13 protein-coding genes and 2 pseudogenes are annotated in these 23,027 nt (G+C 74.4%); 7 read left to right on the top strand and 8 right to left on the bottom strand.

From position 1 onward, the window contains the following. The first annotated feature begins 30 nt into the window (after positions 1-30). From U5640_RS40240 to U5640_RS40230, 3 genes and pseudogenes are all read left to right on the top strand, one after another. Positions 31-3,643: pseudogene (locus U5640_RS40240) on the top strand (DUF5682 family protein). After that, a complete protein-coding gene (locus U5640_RS40235; RefSeq protein WP_340384170.1) occupies positions 3,640-5,433 on the top strand; it encodes a hypothetical protein in 1,794 nt (597 codons plus the stop codon). The pseudogene U5640_RS40240 and the gene U5640_RS40235 overlap by 4 nt, the downstream one beginning before the upstream one ends. Before the next feature lie 40 nt (positions 5,434-5,473). Beyond that, positions 5,474-6,016, top strand: a complete 543-nt coding sequence (locus tag U5640_RS40230; RefSeq protein ID WP_340384169.1) for a DinB family protein — start codon at positions 5,474-5,476, stop codon at positions 6,014-6,016. On the opposite strand, the gene U5640_RS40225 is transcribed toward U5640_RS40230, so the two are convergent. Both U5640_RS40225 and U5640_RS40220 read right to left on the bottom strand, forming a co-directional pair. Beyond that, complete coding sequence (locus tag U5640_RS40225; protein ID WP_340384168.1) at positions 5,976-7,457, bottom strand: alpha-amylase family glycosyl hydrolase; 1,482 nt, start codon at positions 7,455-7,457, stop codon at positions 5,976-5,978. The two genes, U5640_RS40230 and U5640_RS40225, sit on opposite strands and share 41 nt — an antisense overlap. Continuing rightward, positions 7,454-10,168, bottom strand: coding sequence for a glucosidase (locus U5640_RS40220; RefSeq protein WP_340384167.1), 2,715 nt, complete (start codon positions 10,166-10,168; stop codon positions 7,454-7,456). The genes U5640_RS40225 and U5640_RS40220 overlap by 4 nt, the downstream gene beginning before the upstream one ends. A gap of 181 nt (positions 10,169-10,349) precedes the next feature. On the opposite strand from U5640_RS40220, the pseudogene U5640_RS40215 reads away from it, so the two are divergent. The 4 genes and pseudogenes from U5640_RS40215 to U5640_RS40200 form a co-directional block, all read left to right on the top strand. Beyond that, positions 10,350-10,700, top strand: a pseudogene (locus U5640_RS40215) (AAA family ATPase); the annotation flags it as partial. Positions 10,701-10,783: 83 nt separating this feature from the next. Then, positions 10,784-12,001, top strand: a complete 1,218-nt coding sequence (locus tag U5640_RS40210) for a VWA-like domain-containing protein (protein WP_340385617.1) — start codon at positions 10,784-10,786, stop codon at positions 11,999-12,001. A 102-nt stretch (positions 12,002-12,103) separates the two neighbouring features. Further along, on the top strand, positions 12,104-12,325 hold the full coding sequence (locus U5640_RS40205; protein WP_340384166.1) for a hypothetical protein: 222 nt from the start codon (positions 12,104-12,106) through the stop codon (positions 12,323-12,325). Between the two features lie 139 nt (positions 12,326-12,464). Further along, a complete protein-coding gene (locus tag U5640_RS40200) occupies positions 12,465-14,273 on the top strand; it encodes a glycoside hydrolase family 15 protein (RefSeq protein ID WP_340384165.1) in 1,809 nt (602 codons plus the stop codon). A gap of 3 nt (positions 14,274-14,276) precedes the next feature. Here U5640_RS40200 and U5640_RS40195 read toward each other — a convergent pair whose 3' ends face one another. The 6 genes from U5640_RS40195 to U5640_RS40170 all read right to left on the bottom strand — a co-directional run bounded on the left by U5640_RS40195 (position 14,277) and on the right by U5640_RS40170 (position 22,965). Next, entirely contained in the window at positions 14,277-15,443 is a 1,167-nt protein-coding gene (locus U5640_RS40195; RefSeq protein WP_340384164.1) for a substrate-binding domain-containing protein, read from the bottom strand. A 96-nt stretch (positions 15,444-15,539) separates the two neighbouring features. Continuing rightward, on the bottom strand, positions 15,540-16,571 hold the full coding sequence (locus tag U5640_RS40190; RefSeq protein WP_340384163.1) for an ABC transporter permease: 1,032 nt from the start codon (positions 16,569-16,571) through the stop codon (positions 15,540-15,542). Then, on the bottom strand, positions 16,568-18,307 hold the full coding sequence (locus U5640_RS40185) for a sugar ABC transporter ATP-binding protein (protein WP_340384162.1): 1,740 nt from the start codon (positions 18,305-18,307) through the stop codon (positions 16,568-16,570). The genes U5640_RS40190 and U5640_RS40185 overlap by 4 nt, the downstream gene beginning before the upstream one ends. Positions 18,308-18,365: 58 nt before the next feature. Continuing rightward, positions 18,366-21,314, bottom strand: coding sequence for a SpoIIE family protein phosphatase (locus U5640_RS40180; RefSeq protein WP_340384161.1), 2,949 nt, complete (start codon positions 21,312-21,314; stop codon positions 18,366-18,368). A gap of 226 nt (positions 21,315-21,540) precedes the next feature. Then, positions 21,541-22,479 carry a cyclase family protein gene (locus tag U5640_RS40175; RefSeq protein WP_340384160.1) on the bottom strand — a complete coding sequence of 313 codons (939 nt, stop codon included), beginning with the start codon at positions 22,477-22,479 and terminating at the stop codon, positions 21,541-21,543. 63 nt (positions 22,480-22,542) lie between these two features. Beyond that, entirely contained in the window at positions 22,543-22,965 is a 423-nt protein-coding gene (locus U5640_RS40170) for a secondary thiamine-phosphate synthase enzyme YjbQ (RefSeq protein ID WP_340384159.1), read from the bottom strand. Positions 22,966-23,027 lie beyond the last annotated feature (62 nt).

Raw genomic sequence — 23,027 nt, 5'->3', positions numbered from 1 at the left:
TGCGGCCCCGACTCGCCCCGGAAGGCCGTCGTGGCCCCCGACCGGGCGCTCGCCGCGCTCACCCGTCACGACGCGCCCTTCCTCATCGGTGTGCGGCATCACGCGCCCTCCCTGGCCGCGGCCGTGCCCGCGCTGCTGGACGCGGCGGGGCCGGACGTGGTGCTGGTCGAGCTGCCGGCCGAGATGCAGCAGTGGCTGCCCTGGCTGGGGCACGAGGAGACGCGGGCGCCGGTCGCCCTCGCCGCCGCGCCCGGGGACGGCCGGGGCGGCGCCGGGCCGGCGTTCTATCCGTTCGCCGACTTCTCGCCCGAGCTGGCGGCCGTGCGGTGGGCGGCCCGGCGCGGCGTGCCCGTGGTCGCCTGCGACCTGCCGCTCGCGCACCGGGCGTGGGGCGAGGGGCGTGACGGCTCCGCGGCCGGGGAGCCCCTGGGGCTCACCTCGGCGCTGCGGTCCCGGCTCACCGGACGCCCCGGGGACGATCTGTGGGACCGGCTCGTCGAGGCGAGTGCACCGGGGTCACCGCCGGAGGCGCTGCGCCGGGCGGCCCTGCTGACGGGCTGGGCGCTGCGCGAGGACGCGGCCGCCGCGGGCGGGGTGCCGGAGCTGGACCTGCGGCGGGAGCGGTGGATGCGGGCCCGGATCGCGGAGGCCACGGCGGGGGGCCGGCGGGCGGCGGTGGTCGTCGGCGCCTTCCACGCCCCGGCGCTGACGGAGCCGGGGGGCGGGGAGGAAGCGGACTCCGGCGCCCCGGGTGCCGACGCCTGCGGTATCGATGCCTCCGACGACCGCCCCTCCCCCGCGAGCACCCCTTCGAGCACCCCTTCGAGCACCTGGACCACCTCCCTCATCCCGTACACCTACGCCCTCCTGGACGAGCGCTCCGGGTATCCGGCCGGTATCCGGGACCCGGAGTGGCAGGACCTGGTGCTGCGGGCGGGCGGGGAGCCCGCCGCGCTGGAGGAGGCGCTGACGCGGGCGGCCGTACGGGTGTGCGCGGAGCTGCGGGGACTCGGGCATCCGTCGGGGCCCGCCGATGCCCGGGAGATCACCCGGCTCGCCTCGGACCTGGCCCGGCTGCGCGGTCTCCCGGCGGCGGGCCGTGGCGAAGCTGGTCGAGGCGGTGCAGACGGTGCTCGCCCAGGGGGAGCCGTACGGACGCGGCCGGGCCGTGGCACGGGCGATGGAGCGGGTGCTGGTCGGCACCCGCACCGGACGTCCCGCGCCCGGCGCCCCGCGCAGCGGTCTCGCTCCGGCGGTGGAGACCGAGGTCGCCGAGCTGGGCCTGCCCGGACCGGGGAACGGCACGGCCCCGGCCGCCAAGGACCTGCGTCTGGACCCGCTGCGGTCCGACCTGGACCGGCGCCGGGAGCTGCTGCTGCGTCGGCTGGCGGTGTGCGGTGTGCCGTACGGGGAGGCGAAGGAGGTCGCCGGCGCGGGCGGTGCCGAGGCGCTGACCTCGCGCTGGGAGGTGCGCTGGACGCCGGCCACCGCGGCCATGCTGACCGCGGCCGGGGTGCGCGGGGTGACCGCCGCCCAGGCCGCCGAGGGGGTGCTGCGGGAGCGGCGACGCGCAGAGCGGGACGAGGGCGGCTCGACCGGCGCCCAGGTGCTCGAAGGGCTGGCGCGGGCCGCGGAGTGCGGTCTGCCGACGCTGGCGGACGAACGGCTCGACGACCTCGCCGAGACCCTGCCGCAGGCCGGCTCGCTGCCCGAACTGCTCGCCGGGCTGGCCCTGTTGGACCGGGTCCGCGCCGGTCACGTGGCCGGGCTCGGCGCCGACGGCCGCCGTACGGCGCGGGCGGCGGACGTGGCCGAGCTGCTGACGTCGGCCGCGGTGCGGCAGGTGGACGGTCTGACCGGCTCCGAGGAGGCGGCCGACGCGCACGCCCTGCTCGGACTGGCCCATCGCGCGGACCTGCTGGGCGGGATCCGGCTCGCCGACGCCCTCGCGCGGCTGGCCGCCGGGGGCTCGCCGCTGATGCGCGGCGCCGCCGGGGCCGTACGGGTGCTGCTCGGGCAGGAGGACGCGCGGGCGTTCGGGGACCGGGTGGCCTCATGGGTCGACGGTGCGGTGGACGCCGACGCGCGGTCCGCGCTGACCGCCCGGCTGACGGGGCTGCTGACGGCCGCGGGGCCGTTGCTGGAGGCGGCGGCCGACGCCCTGGATCCGCTGCTGACCCGGGTGGCGGAGCTGCCCGACCGCGCGTTCCTGGAGCGGCTCCCGGCGCTGCGGGGCGGTTTCGACACGCTGAGCCCGGCGGCCCGGGACCGGCTGCTGTCGGCCGTGGAGGAACGCCTCGGCACCGACCGGGTGGCCGACACCGGCGGGGTGGACCCGGCCGCGCTGGCCGCCTGGACACAGGCCGACCTGGCGGCGCACACCGCCCTGCGCTCCCTCGGCCTGCTGCCCTCATCCGCCCCCGGCACCGAGCCGGACAGCACCGACACGGCACCGGTCGCCCCGGACCGGGACCAAGACAAAGACAAAGACCAAGACCAGGGCCACGACCAGGCGCCGTCCCCGGCCGAGGAGCGGCGGCTGACCCCCGCCGACCGCTGGCGGCTCGTCCTGGGCCGGCGCAAGGAGCGGCTCTCGGCCTCCGCCGCACCGCTCGCGACCGCGCTCGACGAGCTGTACGGCAGCGGGCGCGGCGAGGGCAGCCGGGGCGACCTCACGGGTACGGGGGTGGGCGGCGGCCGGGAGGCACCGTATCCCGGGGTGCGCGAGTGGTCGGAGGAGCTGGCGGCGCTGTTCGGACCGGGTATCCGGGAGGAGGTGCTGGCGGCGGCCGCCGCGGAGGGCCGCAAGGATGTGCTGACGGAGCTGGACGCGGCCGCCGTGCGGCCCTCGGTCGAGCTGCTGCGCACGGTGCTGAGCCATGCGGGCGGGCTGCCCGAGGCCCGGCTGGCGGCGCTCCGGCCGCTCGTCCGGCGGCTGGTGGACGCGCTCACCCGGGAGCTGGCCACCCGGCTGCGGCCCGCGCTGCACGGCACGGTCCTGCCCCGGCCCAGCCGGCGGCCGGGCGGCGGGCTGGACCTGCCCCGCACCCTGCGGGCCAACCTGGCGACCGCCCGGCGCGGCCCGGACGGCACGGTCCGGGTCGTCCCGGAGCACCCGGTGTTCCGTACCCGGGCGCGCCGGGCCGCCGACTGGCGGCTGATCCTGGTCACGGACGTGTCGGGGTCCATGGAGGCCTCCACGGTGTGGGCGGCGCTCACGGCGTCGGTGCTGGCCGGGGTGCCGACCCTGTCGACGCACTTCCTGGCCTTCTCCACGGAGGTCATGGATCTCACCGGGCATGTCGAGGATCCGCTGTCGCTGTTGCTGGAGGTGCGCGTCGGCGGCGGCACGCACATCGCGGCGGGTCTGCGGCACGCGCGTGAGCTGGTCACCGTGCCCTCGCGCACCCTCGTCGTGGTCGTCAGCGACTTCGAGGAGGGGTATCCGCTCGGCGGGCTGCTGGCCGAGGTCCGCGCCCTGGTCGGCGCCGGCTGTCATGTGCTGGGCTGCGCCAGCCTCGACGACACCGGCCGGCCGCGTTACTCCACGGGGGTCGCGGGTCAGCTCGTGTCGGCGGGCATGCCCGTGGCCGCCCTCAGTCCGCTCGAACTGGCCCGCTGGGTAGGGGAGAAGATCGCATGAGCACGAGTCCGCAGCTGCCCGCGGTCGTCCCGGCCGTGACCGCCGAACTCGTGGAGGCGCTGTCGCCCCGGCTGCGCAAGCGGCTGGACGCGGGCGTCGCCAAACTGGCGGGGCGTCCCGTCGTGCGCGACGGGGACACCGTGCGGATCGCGATCGACGACGACACCGATCTCGAACTGCACGCCCCCGGCTCCGTGGTGACCAGCGCGGACGCGGTCCGCTGCGGGTGTCTGCTCGCCCCTGACTGTCTGCACCGCGCGGCGGCGGCCTCGGCGGCGCCGGTGGCCGACGGCGTCCCCGCGGGGGCCGTCGAGGACGGCGGCCCGCAGACACCGGCGGCGGCCGGGGAGTCCCCGCGGCAGCCGTCGTCTCCGGAGCCGGAACCTGCACCGGAGCCGGAGCCCGAGGGCCCCTCCCCCCAGCAGCTCGGCGCCGCCCGCGCCGTCTTCGAGGCGGCGGCCGCCGTGCTCGAGGCCGGTACGGACGGGGCGGGGGCCGTGCTCCAGGCGGAGCTGCTGCGGGCCGCGCACACCGCGCGGCTCGCCGGGCTCCCCCGGGCCGCCTCGGCGGCGGTCACGGTGGTGACCGGGGTGCGGGCGGCGCGCTCCGCGGACCCGGCCTACCGGCTGCCCGACCTGGTGGAGGCGTTGCGGACGGTCCTGGGGGTGGCGCACCGGTTGCCGGGTGCGGCGGGAGCCGAGCTGGCGGAGCTGCGCGGGACGGTACGGCAGCCGTACACGCCGGACGGTTCGCTGCGGCTGTACGGGCTGTTCTCCGAACCGGTGCTGACGGCGACCGGGTACGCGGGTGCGGTCACCTGGACGGCGGACACGGAGGGCCGTCTGTACACGGTGTCCGATGTGGCGCCGGGCGGTGCCGGCCGGGCCACCGGCGCCGCCGACCGGACCGTGCGGATCGGGGACACGGCCCTGACCCACCGCGAGCTGTCGCGCGCGGGGCTCGCCGTGTCCGGCGCGACGGTGTCGCCGACCGGACGCCTGGGCGCGGGGGCGGGGGTACGGGCGGTCCGCGCGTCCGGCGCCGACTGGCGCGGGGAGCCGCTGGAGCGGCTGTGGGCGGTGCCCGTGGCCGAGCAGGTGCGCCGGGCCCTCGACGGCGGGCCGCATGACCTGCTGTTCCTCGACGTCACGCTCGTCGGCACGGTCCGGGAGGCCGCGGGTGACTGTCTGCTGGCGGACTGCGAGGGGCTGACGCTGCGGCTGGCCGCGGCGCACGACGATCCGGCGCTCCCCCATCGGGAGAACCTACGGCTGCTGGCGGCCGCCCTCGGCACCCGTCTGCGGGTGATCGCGCGGCTGGCGCCGGGGCCGCTCCCCCGGGCCCTGCTGCTGGCCGCCGAGCACCCGTCCCGGCCGGGCGTGCGGGTCGATCTCGGTCTGGACCGACTCCAGCGGGCCGATCTGCCCGCGCCGGCCGTGCCGCCGGCCGCCGCTCCCGTGCCGGACGAGGCCCCGCTCCACCTGCTGCGGCGCCGGGTGCACCAGGCGGTGTCCGGGGGGCGCCGGGTGCTGGCCTTCCCGGGGGGTGCGGCGGGCGATCCGGCCCGGTTGCGCCGCAACGGGTTCGCCACCGGCGCGGCCGTGCTCGACGAGCTGCACGCGACGGCGGCGGACCGCACGCGGGACGCGTTCGGCCGGCTCCTTCCGGCCGGCACGCCCCGCTTCGCCCGGGCGTGGCTGGCGGCGGCCTGCTACACGGGAGGGGTGGAGCGCGAGTTGTGCGCGACGGCGTGGGGCTTTAGGTCAGGATCTGACCTGCATGGCTCCTAACGTGGTACTCGACCGCGGAACCACACGGGAGAAGAGGACCATGAGCGACTCCACCGCCACCCCCGCCCAGGCCGTCACCGGCGAGCGCGCCGACCTGCTGAAGGAGCTGGCCGCTGCCCGGCACTTCCTGCGTTTCCCCGCCCGTGACCTCACGGACGAGCAGGCCGGGCAGCGGACGACGGCCAGCGAACTGTGTCTGGGCGGGCTGATCAAGCATGTGACCTCGATGGAGCGCGGCTGGGCCGACTTCATCGTCGAGGGTCCGTCCGCGCTGGGTGACTTCGACGCGATGACCGAGGCGGACTTCGCCCGGCGGGCGGACGAGTTCCGGATGCTGCCGGGCGAGACGCTGGCGGGCGTGCTGAAGGAGTACGAGGAGGTGGCCCGCCGTACGGACGAGTTGGTCGTCTCCCTGCCCAGCCTGGACGTGGAGCACCCGCTGCCGAAGGCGCCGTGGTTCGAGCCGGGCGGCCGTCGGTCGGCGCGCCGGGTGCTGATCCACATCGTCGCCGAGACGGCCCAGCACGCCGGTCATGCCGACATCATCCGGGAGTCCCTGGACGGGGCGAAGAGCATGGGCTGACCTCGAAGAGGTGGGCCTGCCAGGGCTCCAGGGCGACGAAGAGACCGGGGTCGGTCAGTTCGGCGCCCTCGCGGTCGTACGACTGTGCGGTGAGCAGGTCGGTCAGTCGGTGGGTGTGCCCGCGCAGCCCGTCCCAGGTGAGGGGGATCCTCGCCTGGGACGGGCTGTCGCAGTGGTTGACGACGACCAGGTGGCGGGCGTCGGAGGCGGTCCAGGTCCAGGCGAGCAGCCGGGAGTGGGTGTCGTTGTCGGGCCAGCCCGTCGGGGTGAGCTGCCGCCACTCGCCGCGGCGGGCGCGGGCGGCGGCGGGCAGCAGTCGGGCGTAGAAGTCCCGGAGCGAGGTGTCGGCCGGTTCCTCGGGCGCCCGGCGCAGAAATACGGGGAGCCGCACGGCGCGCCCCTCGAACTGGCCCTCGTGCCAGAGGGTGGCGCCGGGCAGGGTCGCCACGGTGACGGCCGCCGCGCGTCCCCGGCCGCCGGGCAGGGCGGTGGCGGCGCGCGGTTCGTCGTGGTTCTCCAGGAAGCGGACCAGGCCTCGCTGAAAGGCGAGGTCGGCGCCCAGATGAGCGCGGACCGGTCCCGCGCCCTCGTGGGCGAGCCGGTCGTAGAGCCGTTTGTCGTAGCAGTGGTCGAAGCCCTGCTGCTGGAGGGCCCCTTCGAGGTCCCAGTACGCCTCCGCGACGAGGAGCAGGTCGGGGTGGCGGGCGCGCACCCGGGGAAGGACGTGGGGCCAGAAGTCCTCGGCGGGCGCGGGTCCCGCCCGCTCGCCCCAGGTCTTGGCGAACACGTCGTTCATCATCAGCATCGCCATGTCGCAGCGCACGCCGTCCGCCTGGTCGCCGACGGAGACGAGCGTGTCGACCGTGGCCCGGCGCAACTCCTCGCTGAAGGCGTTGAGTTGCACGACGTCCGGCCAGGGCGGGAAGTAGGGGTCACGGCCCCGGGCGAACACGTGCCCCTCCCGCTCCAGATATCCGCCGGGGTCTCGGGCCAGGTCGTCCGCCGTGCCCCGGATCAGGCGTTCGGGGTGCGCGGCGAGCCAGGGGTGGTCGGGGGCCACGTGGTTGGGCACGTGATCGAGGATCAGCCTCAGTCCCCGACGGGCCAGTTGGGCGCGGGCCTCGGCCAGGCCGCCGGGGCCGCCGAGGGACGGATCGACGACGTAGTCGCGTACGCAGTAGGGGGAGCCGGCGATGTCCGCCTCGGTGAGGTCGGGCAGGGCCTCGCGGAACGACTTCAGGAGGTGCTCGTCGCGCAGCGCGACGCCGAGGCCTACCGGGCTGCGCTCCCAGACGCCCATCAGCCAGACCGTGTCGACGCCGGGCCGTGCGAGCGTGTCCCAGACCTCGCCCGGCACCTCACCCAGGGTGATGCGGCGGCCGAGACGGCGGCCCAGTCCGTCGAGCCAGACCAGGGTGTTGATCTCATGGATCACGGTCACGACAGCGGCTCCCCGCGGTCGTCCGGCGCGGGTTCGAGCGAGGTGCGGCCGCCGTGCCGCCAGTCGTCGGCGTCGATGGTGTGGAACAGGGTGGCGATCGCGGCGACCAGTCCGGTCCAGCCGGTCTGGTGGGAGGCGCCGAGGCCCGAGCCGTCGTCGCCGTGGAAGTACTCGTGGAACAGGATCAGGTCTTTCCAGTGCGGGTCCTTGGCGAACTTGGCCTGGGCGCCGTGCACCGGACGGTGGCCGTCGGCGTCGCGCAGGAAGGTGGCGGTGAGCCGGTCGGAGATCTCGCGGGCGACCTCGTAGAGGTTCAGCGACCGGCCGGATCCGGTCGGGCACTCCACGGTGAAGGCGGGGCCGTGGTAGTCGTGCAGGTTCAGCAGGGCGCGGATGATCAGGACGTTGACGGGGAACCACACCGGGCCGCGCCAGTTGGAGTTGCCGCCGAACATGCCGGAGTCGGACTCGGCGGGCAGATAGCCCACACCGTACGTCTGCCCGTGCACCTCGAAGGTGTACGGGTGCTCGGCGTGGTGGCGGGAGAGGGAGCGGATGCCGTAGGGGCCGAGGAACTCGTCCTCGTCGAGCATCCGGGCCAGGACGCGGCGCAGCCGGTCCTCGCCGAACAGCGCGAACAGGTACCGGCCGTCGGCTCCGGACCCCAGGTCCTGCTGCTCGACGACCGCCTCCACTGCCGGGTGCCGCCGGATGAACTCCTTTGCCCCTGCGACGAGTTCGGGGAAGGCGCGATCGGCCCGGCCGCCGATCACACTGGTCGCCGCCAGCGGTATCAGACCGACCAGGGACCGTACCTTCAGCGGGGTGGCACTGCCGTCGGGCAGGCGCAGCACGTCGTAGAAGAAGCCGTCCTCCTCGTCCCAGAGGCTGGCGTTGTCCGGGCCCATGCGGTTCATGGCGACGGCGATCCACGCGAAGTGCTCGAAGAGCATCTGCGCCTGTTCGACGTAGACCGGGTTGTCGACGGCGAGTTCGATGGCGATGTCGAGGAGGTTCTGGCAGTAGAGCGCCATCCAGGCGGTGCCGTCGGCCTGGTCGAGGTGACCGCCGGTGGGCAGGGGCGCGCTGCGGTCGAAGACGCCGATGTTGTCGAGGCCGAGGAAGCCGCCCTGGAAGACGTTGTTGCCGTCGGTGTCCTTGCGGTTGAGCCACCAGGTGAAGTTCTTCATCAGCTTCTGGAAGGCGTTCTCCAGGAAGGCGCGGTCGCCGCGGCCGGTGCGGCGCTTCTCCAGTTCGTACACGAAGAGGACGGCCCAGGCGTGCACGGGCGGGTTGACGTCACCGAAGTTCCATTCGTACGCCGGGATCTGGCCGTTGGGGTGCAGCGAGAGGCGGCGCAGCAGCAGGGCGAGCTGGTCCTTGGCGAAGGCGATGTCGACCATGGCGAGGGCGAGGGTGTGGAAGGCGAGGTCCCAGGCCGCGAACCAGGGGTACTCCCAGGTGTCGGGCATCGACATGATCTCGTCGTGGACCATGTGGTACCAGCCGCTGTTGCGGATCCCGGGGTCGGCGGCGAGGGGGTCGACGCCGTGTTCGGCGAGCCAGCGTTCGACGTCCAGGTGGTAGTACTGCTTGGACCACAGCATTCCGGCGAGCGCCTGGCGGACCGTGCGGCGCTCGTCGTCGCCCATGCTGTCGGGGGTGAGGGCGTCGTAGAAGGCGTCGGCCTCGGTGCGGCGTGCGTCCATGACCTGGGTGAAGTCGGCCCAGGGAGCGGGCAGTTCGGTGTCGGTCAGGCGCAGGCGGACCGTGGCGCTCCGGCCGCCGGGGACGGTCAGGACGTGGTGGACGGCGGCCTTGGTGCCGGTGCGGGCCGGGTTGACGGCGGTGGTGTCGCCGTGGACGACGCGGCGGCCGATGCCGTCCTTGACGTACGGGGTGGTGTTCGGGCTGCCGAAGATCCGCTCGTCGTCGGTCTCGTTGTCCGTGAAGAGCGGCTCGCCGCCCTCGTGGTGGAGCCAGCGCGGCCCCAGGTCCCGGTGGTCGGCGCGGACGGCGCCGTCGGTCGCGCGCAGGGCGGGGACGGCCGTGCCGCCGGCCCAGGACCAGGTGTGCCGGAACCAGAGGGTCGGCAGCAGGTGCAGGGTGGCCTCGTCGGGGCCCCGGTTGTGCGCGGTGATCTCGACCAGCAGATCCTCCGGGCCGGCCTTGGCGTACTCGACGAACACGTCGAAGTAGCGGTCCTCGTCGAAGACGCCGGTGTCGAGCAGCTCGTACTCGAGGTCGCGTCGGCCGCGCGCCCGGTTGGTGGCGACGAGGTCGGCGTAGGGGAACGCGCTCTGCGGGTATTTGTAGAGGTACTTCATGTACGAGTGGGTGGGCGTGTTGTCGAGGTGGAACCAGTACTCCTTGGCGTCCTCGCCGTGGTTGCCCTCGGCGTTGGTCAGGCCGAACATGCGTTCCTTGAGGATCGGGTCGCGGCCGTTCCACAGGGCCAGCGCGAAGCACAGCAGCTGCTTGTCGTCGCTGACCCCGGCGATGCCGTCCTCGCCCCAGCGGTAGGCGCGGGAGCGGGCCTGGTCATGGGTGAAGTACGACCACGCGTCGCCGTCCGCGCTGTAGTCCTCGCGGACCGTCCCCCACTGCCGCTCGCTCAGGTACGGGCCCCAGCGCCGCCAGGGCGCCACGCCGGCGTCGGCCTCCGCGAGCCGCCGCCGCTCGGCGTCCACCGGTCTTTCGGCGTCCGTCATCGCCCGTCCTCCTCGCTCGCCGGTCCTGCCTCCACAGTCGGGCGGCTCGGACCCGGCCGCAATGACTCGGAGGCCGTCGGTGACGCGCGGTGGGCCGAACGGGGGACACGGGTCGTACCGCAAGGGGGTGGCGGGTCGTCATAAATGGCGTGGCGGGCCGTGGCGACGATCCGTACGCTCATCGAGCCTGGACCGGCTGGACCTGCCGGACCCCGAGGCGCTGCTTGCCGACCCGGCCGCTGCCGAACTGCCCGAGCGCGGGGACCTCCGGCAGGCCGTGCTCGACGGCGTGGTGGCCGCCGTCCGGGAGCGTCCCGACAAGTCCCGCTGGGACGCGGCCTGGGCACTGATGGTGCGAGCGGTGGAGACGGGGGCGCCGGACCTGGTGGTGGTCCCGGCGACGAGCCTCGCGGCGCTGCGCTGCCAGGAGTGGCAGGTGCCGGCCTCGATCGAGCAGCTTGCCGGGGTCGTCTCGCTGTCCCGGCGGGCGGACCGGGCGGCGACGCGTACGGCGGCCCGGGCGAAGGCATGAGGGGGCCACGGCCGATGAAGGACCGGGACGCGGACGACGTGGACGTGAGCGACACGGAGGGCACAGCCGGAGCACTGCCGCCGATGCCCCTGGACCGCGACAAGCTCTTCAGCGCCCGGCTGCAGGCCGCGCGGGCCCGTCCCTACCTGGCCACCGCGCTGTTCGCCCTGCAGGTCGTCGAGTCCCGGCGGGTGCCGACGATGGGCGTCGACCCCCACTGGCGGTGCTATGTCTCGCCCGCGTTCGTGGCGCGGATGCCGGTGGAGGAACTGGCGGCGGTCTGGGTGCACGAGGTCTCGCACCTGCTGCGCGACCATCACGGGCGCAGCGACCGGGTGGCCCGGGAGCGCGGACTGACCGGGCCCGGGGAACGGCTCCGGATGAACATCGCGGCGGACTGCGAGATCAACGACGACGTCTACGGCGACGGGCTGGTCCGTCCGACGGGCGCCGTCGACCCGGAGTTCCTGGGGCTGCCCGAGGGCAGGCTGATGGAGGACTACCTGCGGTGTTTCACGCTCGGGTCACCCACCCAGGACCTGGCCTGGCTGGACTGCGGCAGCGGTGCCGACGGGCTGGCGCGGGAATGGGACCTCGGCCCCGACGGCGCGCACGGGCTGAGCGAGCAGGAGCGGGACGCCGTCCGGTTCCGGGTGGCGCAGGGCATCAAGGGCCGTCCGGGGAACGCGCCGCAGCGGTGGCGGCGGTGGGCCGAGGAGGCGTTCCATCCGCCGCAGCCCTGGCGGGAGTTGCTGGGCGCGGCGGTCCGTTCGGCCGCGTCGGGCGCGGGCGGGGGCGAGGACTACTCGTACGGGAGGCCGGCGCGGCGCTCGTCCGGGGTGCCCGGGGTCGTCCTGCCGAGCCTGCGGCGACGGCCGCCCCGGGTGTCCGTGATCATCGACACGTCGAGGTCGGTCAGCGACGCCGAACTGGGCGGCGCGCTGCTGGAGGTCGCCGCGATCTGCCGTGCGGTGGGCGGGCGGCGGGACCTGGTCACCGTACTGCCGTGCGACGCGGACGCCCCGTTCGCGCACTCGCTCTGCCGGGGCGAGGGGATCGCGCTGATGGGCGGCGGGGGTACGGATCTGCGCACGGGCTTCGCGAGGGCGCTGCGGACGCGGCCCCGGCCGGATGTGATCGTGGTGCTGACGGACGGTCAGACGCCTTGGCCCGAGGCGCGTCCGCCGTGCCGTACGGTCGTGGGGCTCTTCTCCCGGCCCGGGGGCTCCTGGCGGGAGAGCGACCTCGACTATGTGCCCGACGCGCCGCCCGACTGGGCACGGGTGGTGGACATCGGGTGAGTCGGGTGAGCCGGGTGAGCGTGGACGACGACGGATGAACGGTGACGGGCCGTTGGCGCAGGGGGCTCACCGGCCCGCTCCGGCTGCTCCTACAGTGCGGCCATGGAGATGAGATGCACGCAGTGCCAGGGGTTCGAGCTGGAGCCGGGGTTCGTCGAGGACTCGGGCGAGCACTCCCGCGGCTACGCGCGGTGGATTCCCGGGCCGCTCCAGCGGGGGATCTTCGGCGGGGCCAGGCGTCTGGGCCGGCCCCGCTTCCAGATAGACGCCTATCGCTGCCGTGTCTGCGGTCATCTGGAGTTGTTCGCACCGCACCAGGTGTGACGCGAGCGCGGACCGGGGCCCGGGACCGGCGGGCCTCTCCTTCGACGCCCTGGGCGGGCGACCGGCTGCCGAGGACGCGGCGGCCGATCCCGCCTAGGCTGGAAGCCTCGCCGGAGCGGGTCGGGACAGGGAGGCTGTCATGGCCGATGCCGACGGCTATCTGCCGATCGCCGAGCACGGGCTGATCGGTGATCTGCGCAGTGTGGCCCTGGTGGGGACGGACGGCACGATCGACTGGTACTGCTGTCCGTCGTTCGACTCGCCGAGCGTGTTCGGATCGGTTCTGGACGCCCGGCGCGGCGGCTCGTTCGAGCTGGCGGCGGCGGTGGCGGCCCGTACGAAGCAGTTCTACTTCCCCGACACCAACGTCCTGATCACCCGGTTCTTCACCGCGGACGGGGTGGGTGAGGTGCAGGACTTCATGCCGGTGACCGGCGGGTCCGCCGAGGTCGAACGGCACCGGCTGATCCGGCGGGTGCTGTGTGTGCGCGGCGCGCTGCCGTTCCGTACCCGGGTGGCGCCCCGGTTCGACTACGGCGCCAGTGCCCACACCGTCCGCCTGGTCGAGGGCATGGCCGTCTTCGAGTCCGAGAAGCTGGCACTCTCCCTGACCTCGACGGTGCCCCTGGAGTGCGACGGGCCGGACGTGCGGGCGGACTTCAAACTGTCCGAGGGCGAGTCGGCGGTGTTCGCCCTCGACCAGGTGGGCGGCGAGGTCACCCCGCGGCGGTGCGCACGCACCGAGGCCGAGGAGCAGTTCGCGGCGACGGTGACGTACTGGCGGCGCTGGCTGTCCGCCTCCCGGTACCGGGGCCGCTGGCGGGAGATGGTGCACCGCTCCGCGCTCACCCTGAAACTGCTCACCTACGCGCCCACGGGGGCGATCGTGGCCGCGCCGACCACGAGCCTGCCCGAGCAGGTGGGCGGCGAGCGCAACTGGGACTACCGGTACGTCTGGGTGCGCGACGCCGCGTTCTGTGTGTACGCGCTGCTGCGGCTGGGGTTCTCCGACGAGGCCGGGGCCTTCATGGAGTTCGTGACCCGGCACATCACCCCGGGCGACGGCAAGCCCTCCGGGCCTTTGCAGATCATGTACGGCATCGACGGGCGCACCGACCTGTCCGAGAGCGAGCTCACGCATCTGGAGGGCCATCAGGGATCCGCCCCGGTACGGGTCGGCAACGCCGCCGCGGACCAGCTCCAGCTGGACATCTACGGCGCGCTGATCGACTCGGTGTACCTGTACGACAAGTGGGCGCAGCCGGTCTCCAGCGACCAGTGGGACGACGTGTGCGCCCTGGTCGACTGGGTGTGCGCCCACTGGGACCAGCCGGACGAGGGCGTGTGGGAGACCCGGGGCGGCCGCAAGAACTTCCTGTACTCGCGGCTGATGTGCTGGGTGGCGCTCGAACGGGCGATCCGGATGGCGAACCGGCGCGGACTGCCCGCCGACCTGCCCCGCTGGCAGGAGGCCCGCGACACCATCTACCGGCGCATCCACAACCGTGGCTGGTCGCCGCGGCGGCAGGCGTTCGTGCAGCACGAGGACGGGGACGTGCTGGACGCGGCGGTGCTGATGATGCCGCTGACGAAGTTCATCGCGCCGACCGACCCCAAGTGGCTGTCGACGCTCGACGCGCTCACCGAGGACCTGGTCTCCGACTCCCTGGTCTACCGCTACGACCCGGTGGCCAGCCCCGACGGGCTGCGCGGCGACGAGGGCACGTTCTCCATCTGCTCGTTCTGGTACGTCGAGGCGCTGGTGCACGCCGGGCGGCTGGACGAGGCACGGCTGGCGTTCGAGAAGATGCTGACCTACGCCAACCACCTGGGCCTCTTCGCCGAGGAGATCAGCCAGACGGGTGAGCAGCAGGGGAACTTCCCCCAGGCGTTCACCCATCTGGCGCTGATCAGCGCGGCCTTCAACCTGGACCGGGCCCTGGGCTGACGCCTACTTCCCCCAGATGGTGCGGTACGCCTGCCGGTAGCCCGTCGGGTCCCAGGAGCTGGTGCCGGCGCTGTTGTCGGCGGTGGCGATGTGGACGGGTGCCGTGTAGCCGCTGGCGGGCGCCCGGGAGAAGGCGCGGTTGAACTCGTCGACGATCTGCCAGCCCTGGAGGGACAGCGGTTCTGGCACGGTGGCGGCCTGGTACTGGCGGCTGTTGATGCGCTGGAAGGCGGAGGGGTCGCCGTCGCCCGCGCCGATGTTGTACGGCGGCCCGGCACCCTTCTTCCCCGCGGCGCGGAAGGCGGGGGCCGCGTCGGCGAAGTACAGGTCGTTGATGGCGACGGAGTGGGTCCACCGGGCGCCGAAACGGGCGAGGAGGGAGGAGATCTCGCGCGGGGTGCGGCTGCCGGCGTCCGGGATGGGGATGTTGGGGTAGGCGAGGAGGCTGACGCCCGGGCAGGTGGCGAGTTCCTTCCTGATCAGCTCGGACTTGTTCCTGGCGAAGGGGATCGAGGCGTCGGTGATCAGGACGACCCCGGCACGGCCCTGGGAGTGGGCGATGATCCAGCGCGCACTGATCTCGGCCACCTCCTCGACATGAGTGGTGACATTGGTGAACAGCTCGGGCCGGCGGCTGGGGCCGGGGGCGGGGAGAGCGTGCCAGCCGACGAGCGGGATGCCCTCCCGGTTGGCCCGTGCCACCTGTTCCGAGGTCGAGTTCGGGTCGAAGCCGCCGATGACGATGCCGGAGGGTCGCAGGGCGACGGCCTCGCTCATCGCCGACTGGAGGCCGGCGGGAGTGCCGCCGCCGTCGATGACCCGGACGTTCCAGCCGATGACCCGCGCGGCCTCCCGTACGCCCTTCGCGACGCCCGCGACCCCCGGGTTGGTCATGGTCTGCGCGACGTAGACGAGGGTCTTGCGCGGCACGGCCCGCGGTCCGGTGGTCGGCCCGCCCCAGGGGACGTCGCTCTGCTCGGCCCGCAGGACCGAGGCCTGTGCCGTGGCGTGGACGGCGGGGCAGCCGTTGGGCCCGGTGGGGGTCTCCCCCGAGGTGTCCGACGAGCCGCGCTGACAGCCGGCGAGGGCGGTGACCGCCGCCAGGAGCAGGGCACACGAGCCGGTCCGGGCGGTACGGGCGCCGGGGGTGGCTCTGCGGTTGCCGTGCACGGGTACTCCTCGTGGGAGGGGAACAGACGGAGAACAGGGTGGGGACGAGTGGGGACGGATGGTTGGAGACAGGGCCGGGTGGGCGCGGGCGGGGAGCTACGGGGAGGGGTCGGGCGGTGCGTCGCGGGCTGCGTGCACCCCGCCGCTCAGTCGGCGGCGGGCGGCGTATCCGGCTAGGCCGACGGCGAGAAGCAGGGTGCCGCCGTAGAACAGCGGGACCGTCCAGAAGTCGGCGCCGAGCTGCCCGATGCCGGTGAGGCCGACGGCGAGGACGGTGACGGCGACCAGGGTGCCGAGGGCGTTGGGCCGGCCGGGCTTGATCGCGGTGGCGCCGAGGAGGGCCCCGGCGAAGGCGGGCAGCAGGTAGTCCAGGCCGACGCTCGGGTTGCCGATCTGCTGCTGGGCCGCGAGCAGCACCCCCGCCATGCCGACGATCAGGCCCGACGCGGTGAAGGCGTACACGGTGTACTTGCGGGTGGGGATGCCGAGGAGGTCGGCGGCGCGGGGGTTGGAGCCGACGACGTACAGGTACCGGCCGAGGGGCAGCCGTTCCAGGACCAGCCACAGGACCGCGGTGAGGGCGAGGACGTAGAAGGCGGGGACCGGGAGGCCGAGGAACGTGGAGTCGTAGAGGTCGGTGAAGGCGGGCGGGAGGCCCTCGGGGCCGGGGACGATCCGGCCGCCGTCGGTGACCCAGCCGGTCAGGGCGTAGAGCATGCTGCCGGTGCCGAGGGTGGCGATGAAGGAGTCGATCCGCCCGTATTCGACGATCACCCCGTTGAGCACGCCCACGGCGGCGCCGCCCGCGATCACCGCGAGCGCGGCGAGCGGCCAGGGCCAGCCCTCGTTCACGATCAGCTCCATCGCCATGACGTGGGCGAGCCCGAGGGCGTAGCCGAGGGAGAGGTCGAACGCGCCGGTCACGATGGGGATCGTGGCGGCGAGGGCGAGGATCGCCGGGATCGACTGGGAGGACAGGATCGAGTCGAGGGTGTCGAGGGTCGGGAAGGTGCGGGGCAGGGCGAGGGAGAAGACCAGGACCAGCAGGGCGGTGAGGGCGAGCAGTCCGTAGGCGCCGACGAGGTGCCCGCCCGGTCGGCGGGGCCGGGGCGGGGTGGGGGCCGTCACGGGCCCGGGTCCGTCCGGGGCGGGGGCACGGCGGAGGCTGCGCGGGTCAGCCCGGCGGCGGTGAGGGCCGCGCCGCTCAGCTCGGCCGTCACGGCGCCCCGGACGAAAACCAGGGCGCGTCGGCACACACTGACGACCTCGTCGAAGTCGGTGGAGATCAGCAGGACCGCGAGGCCCGCGGCCAGCGCCTCGTCGAGCAGGCGGTGGACGGCGGCCTTGGCGCCGATGTCGACGCTCGCGGTCGGCTCCTCCAGGATCAGCAGCCGCAGGTCCGCGCGCAGCCAGCGGCCGATCACGACTTTCTGCTGGTTCCCCCCGGACAGCGTGGCGAGAGGCGCCTCGGTGTCATGGGGGCGCACCGCGAACCGCTCGACCAGGGCGGCGGCCTCGGCGCGTTCCCGGCGGGGGCCGAGCCAGCGGGGTGCGGGGCGGCCTCCGGCGGCGGGGTTGGCGAAGAGGTTCTCGCGCACGGTCAGGTCGGCGAGGCAGGCCTCGCGCAGCCGGTCGCCGGGCACGAAGCCGACGCCTCGCCGTACGGCGTCGGCGACCGTGCGGGGGCGGTACGGCTGCCCGCCGAGCCGTACCTGCCCGGCCAGGAGCGGACGGGCCCCGGCGAGCGCCCGGCCGAGGTCGAGGTGCCCGGCACCGGAGAGCCCGACCAGAGCGAGGGCCTCCCCGGCCCGCAGAGCGAGGTCGACCGGACCCGCGCCGGCGACCCGAGCGGCTTCGAGGGTGAGAAGGGCGGGGGTGGGGGTGCGGGCGGGGGCGGGGGCCGGAGCCGGGGCGGGGGCCGGACCGGGAGCCTGAGCGGGAGCCGGGGCGCGGGTGGAGGCTGGGCCGAGGCCTGGGGCCGGAGCCGGGGCGGCGGGCGGACCCGGGGCCGAAGAGGGAGCCGGGGCGGGGGCCGGCGGTGGGGCCTCCTCGGGGGGCCGACCCCCGGCATGGGTGGCCGGCTGTTCGGTCTCCGGGGCAGTCGGCCGGGGGCCCACGATGTCGTGCACCAGGCGGGCGGGGGCGTGCTCCGCCAGGAGGCCGTGACGGACTAGGTGGCCGTCGCGCAGGACGGCGAAGGTGTCGGCGACCTCGTAGACCTCGTCGAGGCGGTGGCTGACGTAGAGGACGGCGTGTCCGCGGTCGCGCAGGGCGTGCAGGACGCCGAAGAGCCGGGCGCAGTCCGGGGCGGGCAGGCGGGCGGTCGGCTCGTCCAGGACGATCAGCCGGGCGCGGGCCGCGAGCGCCCGGGCGATGGCGACCAGGGACCGTTCGGCGGGCGCCAGCCGGGCGACCGGGGTGTCGGGATCGACGTGGGCGGCTACGGTGCCCAGGGCGTCGGCGCAGCTCTCGCGGGTGCGCCGCCAGGAGACCAGTCCGGCGCGGCGTGGATAGCCGGTGCTCAGGGCGATGTTCTCGGCGACCGTCATCCACTCCACGAGCCCGAGGTCCTGGTGGATGAACGACATACGGCGGGCGGCGGCCTGGCTGCCGAGGGGGTGCCCGTCCACCGTGATCCGTCCCGCGTCGGCGTGGTGGACGCCGGCGAGGATCTTGATGAGGGTGGACTTCCCGGCGCCGTTGGGCCCGAGGAGGGCGAGGACGCTGCCCGCGTGGACGTCGAGGTCGACCCCGGCCAGGGCGAGCGTCCCGCCGAACCGTTTGCCGAGCCCGCGGATGCGGACCAGGGGCTCCGACGCGAGGGGCGCGGCCGCCGGGGCGGACGGGTCGGAAGCGTCGCACATGGGGCGATCCTATCGGGATCATTCATGTCATTTCGGATATTCGACTCGGCTGTGCGCCTCAGACGCCGTCGAGCCCGCACTCGGCCCAGATGACCTTGCCCTCCGGGAGATAGCGCGTGCCCCAGGTCCGGGAGAGCTGGGCGACGAGGAAGAGGCCGCGCCCGCCCTCGTCGGTGCTGGCCGCCCGGCGCAGGTGCGGGGCCGTGTTGCTGGCGTCGGCGACCTCGCAGATCAGGGAACGGTCGTGCAGCAGCCGTACCCGTACGGGCCCGGTGCCGTGCCGGATGGCGTTGGTGACCAGCTCACTGAGGATCAGCTCGGCGGCGAAGGCGGCCTCGTCGAGTCCCCAGTCGCTCAGCTGTCGCATGGCCGCGGCGCGGACCTCGCCGACTCGGGCGGGGTCGGCGGGCAGCTCCCAGGTGGCGATCCGGCCGGGGTCCAGGGCATGGGTGCGGGCGACCAGCAGCGCGATGTCGTCACACGGATGCGCGGGCGCCACCGTGTCCAGGATCGCCTGGCAGGTGTCCTCGGGGGTGCGCTCGGGATGGTGGGCCAGGGCCCCGCGCAGCTCGTCGAGGACCAGGTCGACGTCACGGTGACGGTCCTCGATGAGACCGTCGGTGTAGAGGACAAGCTGACTGTCCTCGGGCAGGTCGATCTCCACCGCGTCGAAGGGCAGTCCGCCGAGGCCGAGCGGGGGTCCGGCGGGCAGGTCCGGGTAGGTCACGCCGCCGTCGGGGTGGACCAGCGCGGGCGGCGGGTGTCCGGCGCGGGCCATCACACAGCGCTGCGAGGTCGGGTCGTAGACGGCGTACAGGCAGGTCGCGCCGATGATGCCCATCCCCTCGCCCTCCCCCTCGGGGTCCTCGCGGTCGAGGCGGCCCACGAGGTTGTCGAGGTGGACGAGGACCTCGTCGGGCGGGAAGTCGAGTTCGGCGAAGCTGCGGGCGGCGGTGCGCAGCCGGCCCATGGTGGCGGCGGACAGCATGCCGTGGCCGACGACGTCACCGACCAGGAGGCCGATGCGCGCGCCGGAGAGCGGGATGACGTCGTACCAGTCACCGCCGACGTCGGCCTCGGCGGGCAGATAGCGGTGGGCGACCTCGACGGTCTCCTGGTCGGGCAGCCCGTGCGGGAGCAGTCGGCGCTGGAGGGCCAGGACCATGGCGCGCTCATGCGTGTAGCGCCGCGCGTTGTCGATGGAGAGGGCGGCGCGGGTGGCGAGTTCCTGGGCCAGCGAGCGGTCGTCGTCGCCGAAGGGGGCGGGTTCCTGGGCGCGGTAGAAGCTGACGACGCCCAGCACGACCCCGCGCGCCACCAGGGGGACCGCGATGAGCGAGTGCACCTGGGTGAGCAGGGTCCCGGTGTGCTCGGGGTCCTGGGCGAGCCAGCCCGCGGCGCTCGCCAGGTCCGGTTCCAGGACCGCCTGACCGCCGGTCAGCGCGCGCCGCTGGGGCGCGGTCGGGCCGAAGTCGGTCCGCCGGCCGACGGGGGTGAAGGGCAGGTCGTCACGGAGGCCGTGGATCACCGTCCGGTGCAGGTCACCGACCGGGTCGGCGGACTCCTCGCCGCGCAGGACGGCGTCGGGCAGGTCGACGGTGACGTAGTCGGCCAGCCGGGGGACGGCGGTCTCCGCGAGTTCCTCGGCGGTGCGACGGACGTCCAGGGTGGTGCCGATGCGGGCGCTGGCCTCGGACAGCAATTCCAGCCTGCGGCGCGCCGCCAGGGCGTAGGCGCCGACCTGCGGCTCCCCGACCATGACGAGCCCCCGCGCCGAGGGCGGCGGCTCGGGGGAACCGTTGGCGGCGGCACCGAGGCCGTCGGCGATGACGCCGGCGGCTGCGGCGCCGGTGACGGAGACAGCCGCGGTTCCGGCACCGACGGCTCCATCGGCTCCGTCACGGTCGACCGTGGCTCGTTCGGCCCCATCCTCGTCCGCGGCACCGTTCCCGTTCGGCAGGTGCCCCACCGGTGGCGTGAGGGAGAGCCGGTCGAGCCGCGAGACGGCGGCGACGACGGCCGGCTCGACGGGGAATCCGACGGGGAGCGTCGGCAGCCGCTCGTCGCCCCGGGCCGGCACGACGAGCGGTTCCCTGGTCGCGAGGCGTTCCCCGGGCGTGGAACCCGGCAGAACCGCCTCGATGGCGACGCCCTCCACGCCCGACGCGCTCCGCATCGGTCGGCTCACCAGGGTCACCCGGCGCCCGTCGGGCAGCGGTACGTCCACGGCGGCCCGCTGCGCGCGGGAGATCAGCTCGGCGGCCTTCTCCATGAGCAGCGCCCGGTCACCGGGGCGCAGCCGCAGGGCCGGCGCACTCCCCTCACGGCCGTCGGCCTCGTCGGCTTCGGCCTGGGTGGCCAGGTACGCCCGCAGCAGTGCGCGCTCACGAGCGGAGCTCTGTCCCAGCAGCCGGCGTTCCATGGCGCGGGCCGCCTTGCGGATCACGCCGCTGAGCGCCGGGGTCTCGAAGCCGCGCGGGTAGCCGAAGCACAGGACGCCCTCGATGCCGCCGCTGAGCGGATCGCGCACGGGCAGCGCGACACACGCGTTCGCCTGGGCGCGCTCGGCGAAGTGCTCGGCGCCGTAGACGCGGATGAGCCGGCGTTCGGCGAGGGCGAGACCGATGCCGTTGGTTCCGGCGACGCGTTCGGCGAACACGAAGCCCGGGACGCGCTGGATCGCCGGAAGGCTGTGGGACATGGACGTCTCGCCGAAGCGGCGCAGGAGGACCGTCCCGTTCGCGTCGGCGACGGAGATATTGATCTTGCTGCCGGCGAACAGGGACTCCAGCCGGTCGAGCACCGGCGCGGCGGCGCGGACGATACGGCCGTCCGCCTCGAAGTCGTCCCGGAAGGGCAGGTCGGACTGGTCAGGCGAGAGCCCCAGGGTCCGGCAGCGCTGCCAGGAGTCCAGGATGGACAGCCTTACGCCGCGTTCGACGGACTCGCCCTGCAGGAATCGCTCACGGAAGAGCGTGGGACCCGTGCCGTCCGTCGCACGCCCCACCGCAGCCTGTTCTCCTTCGGATCGAAACACGCCTCGCCTCACTCGCGCCCGCGTCCACTCGCCCTGTCGCCCGTCCCTCCTCCGGTCAAGCAGATGACCGGAGCAATATTTAATCCGACATTGAAGAGCATACGGACATAAGCGGCGTGAGTCATGGGCCGCCCGCCTTGGCGTGCGACGGCCTCCGGCCCGCCCCTCACATGCGGTGACGTCCGTACGCCGGTCGTCACAGGACGGCGACCGGGGTGACGGGCGACCCGGTCCCGCCGGGGATGTTCAGTGGCGCCACGACGAGCAGGAACGTGTATCGGCCCGCCTCCGCCGTCGCGGCCGACAGGGCCTCCAGGTCGAGGTTGTCCAGCAGCGGCACCCCCATCGCGGTGACGGCCAGGGCATGCACGGGCGAGTGCACCTCCACGACGGGTGAGGGCCGTACGTCACTGTCGCCGTCCCCTCCAAGCAGGGCGACACCCCGCTCGGCCAGCAGCGGTACGGCGTCCACGTGGAAACCCGCGCTCAGTGCGCCGGAGTCCCACGGTCCCCGTTCCCTACGACGGCGGACATGCCCCGTGCGCAGCAGTACCGCGTCCCCCTCGCCGATCACCGCCCCGAGCGCCGCCTCCGCGGCGAGGACGTCGCGGGCGTGCACCGCCTGCCCCGGTTCCAGCCAGGGGACCCCGAGCACGACGGGCAGATCGAGCAGCACCCCCCTCGTCACCAGGGGCCCCAGTTCCGCCACCGCGCCGAAGCGGGCGCCGCCGGCGTCGACGGCCTCGCGTGCCGTACGGCCGTCGTAGAGCAGGCCCCGGTAGGCGATGTGGGAGAGCGCGTCGAGATGGGTGACGCCCCTGCCGTGGTAGTCGACGGCGATGAAGTCCTTGTGGGCGGCGGGTTCGGGGGTCTCCACGTCGCCGAGGTCGGTCATGTGATGCAGGGCCGGCTTGGGGTTGCCGGGTTCGGGCCGGGTGTTCCAGGGGAGGGCCAGCGGGACGACGGTCCCCGACCGCGCCTCGGCCAGGGCCTGCCGCACCCGGTCGGCGGTCACCCGGTTCCAGGCCCCGCGGTCGGCCCGGTCCCAGCGGCCCCAGGTGCACACCGCCTCGAACAGCGCGTCGAACTCCGCGCGGGAGACGCGGGACACGGCCTGCCCGGATGTCGGGGACATGGCTCCAGCTTGACACCGGGGGGACGGCCGCGCAGGGCGGGCAGGGCTCCCTGTCCCGACGGGCTAACCCAGGAACGACAGGCGGACCTTGCGCTCGGGGTTGTCCTTGTTGGTGTCGACGAGGCACACCGACTGCCAGGTGCCCAGTTCCAGCCGCCCGGCCACCACGGGCAGGGTCGCGTGGGGCGGGACGAAGGCCGGCAGGACATGGTCCCGGCCGTGACCGGGGCTGCCGTGGCGGTGCTGCCAGCGGTCGTCGGCGGGCAGGAGGGTGTGCAGGGCGGCGAGGAGGTCGTCGTCGCTCCCGGCGCCCGTCTCGATCACGGCGATGCCGGCGGTGGCGTGCGGGACGAAGATGTTCAGCAGGCCGTCCCGCTCTCCGGCGGCCTCCCGCAGAAAGGCCTCGCAGTCCTGGGTGAGATCGACGACCCGCTCCCGGGTGCCGGAGGCGACGTGCAGTACTCGGGTGGTGAACGCGTCTGACATGCCACCATCCTGGCCCACGGACGGGTCCGGGGAAGATCCGCCCGGCCGGCAGTGTTAGTTGA

This window comes from Streptomyces sp. SS7, from assembly GCF_037993025.1.
Taxonomy (GTDB): Bacteria; Actinomycetota; Actinomycetes; order Streptomycetales; family Streptomycetaceae; genus Streptomyces.
The sequence above is the reverse complement of the archived record's forward strand: the minus strand, read 5'-3'. Positions and strand labels throughout refer to the sequence as shown.

Coding starts and splice junctions, on each gene's coding strand:
- U5640_RS40220 (WP_340384167.1), bottom strand. CDS start 10,168: ATGACGGACGCCGAAAGACCGGTGGACGCCGAGCGGCGGCGGCTCGCG.
- U5640_RS40185 (WP_340384162.1), bottom strand. CDS start 18,307: ATGTGCGACGCTTCCGACCCGTCCGCCCCGGCGGCCGCGCCCCTCGCG.
- U5640_RS40200 (WP_340384165.1), top strand. CDS start 12,465: ATGGCCGATGCCGACGGCTATCTGCCGATCGCCGAGCACGGGCTGATC.
- U5640_RS40205 (WP_340384166.1), top strand. CDS start 12,104: ATGGAGATGAGATGCACGCAGTGCCAGGGGTTCGAGCTGGAGCCGGGG.
- U5640_RS40235 (WP_340384170.1), top strand. CDS start 3,640: ATGAGCACGAGTCCGCAGCTGCCCGCGGTCGTCCCGGCCGTGACCGCC.
- U5640_RS40210 (WP_340385617.1), top strand. CDS start 10,784: ATGCCCCTGGACCGCGACAAGCTCTTCAGCGCCCGGCTGCAGGCCGCG.
- U5640_RS40170 (WP_340384159.1), bottom strand. CDS start 22,965: ATGTCAGACGCGTTCACCACCCGAGTACTGCACGTCGCCTCCGGCACC.
- U5640_RS40230 (WP_340384169.1), top strand. CDS start 5,474: ATGAGCGACTCCACCGCCACCCCCGCCCAGGCCGTCACCGGCGAGCGC.
- U5640_RS40175 (WP_340384160.1), bottom strand. CDS start 22,479: ATGTCCCCGACATCCGGGCAGGCCGTGTCCCGCGTCTCCCGCGCGGAG.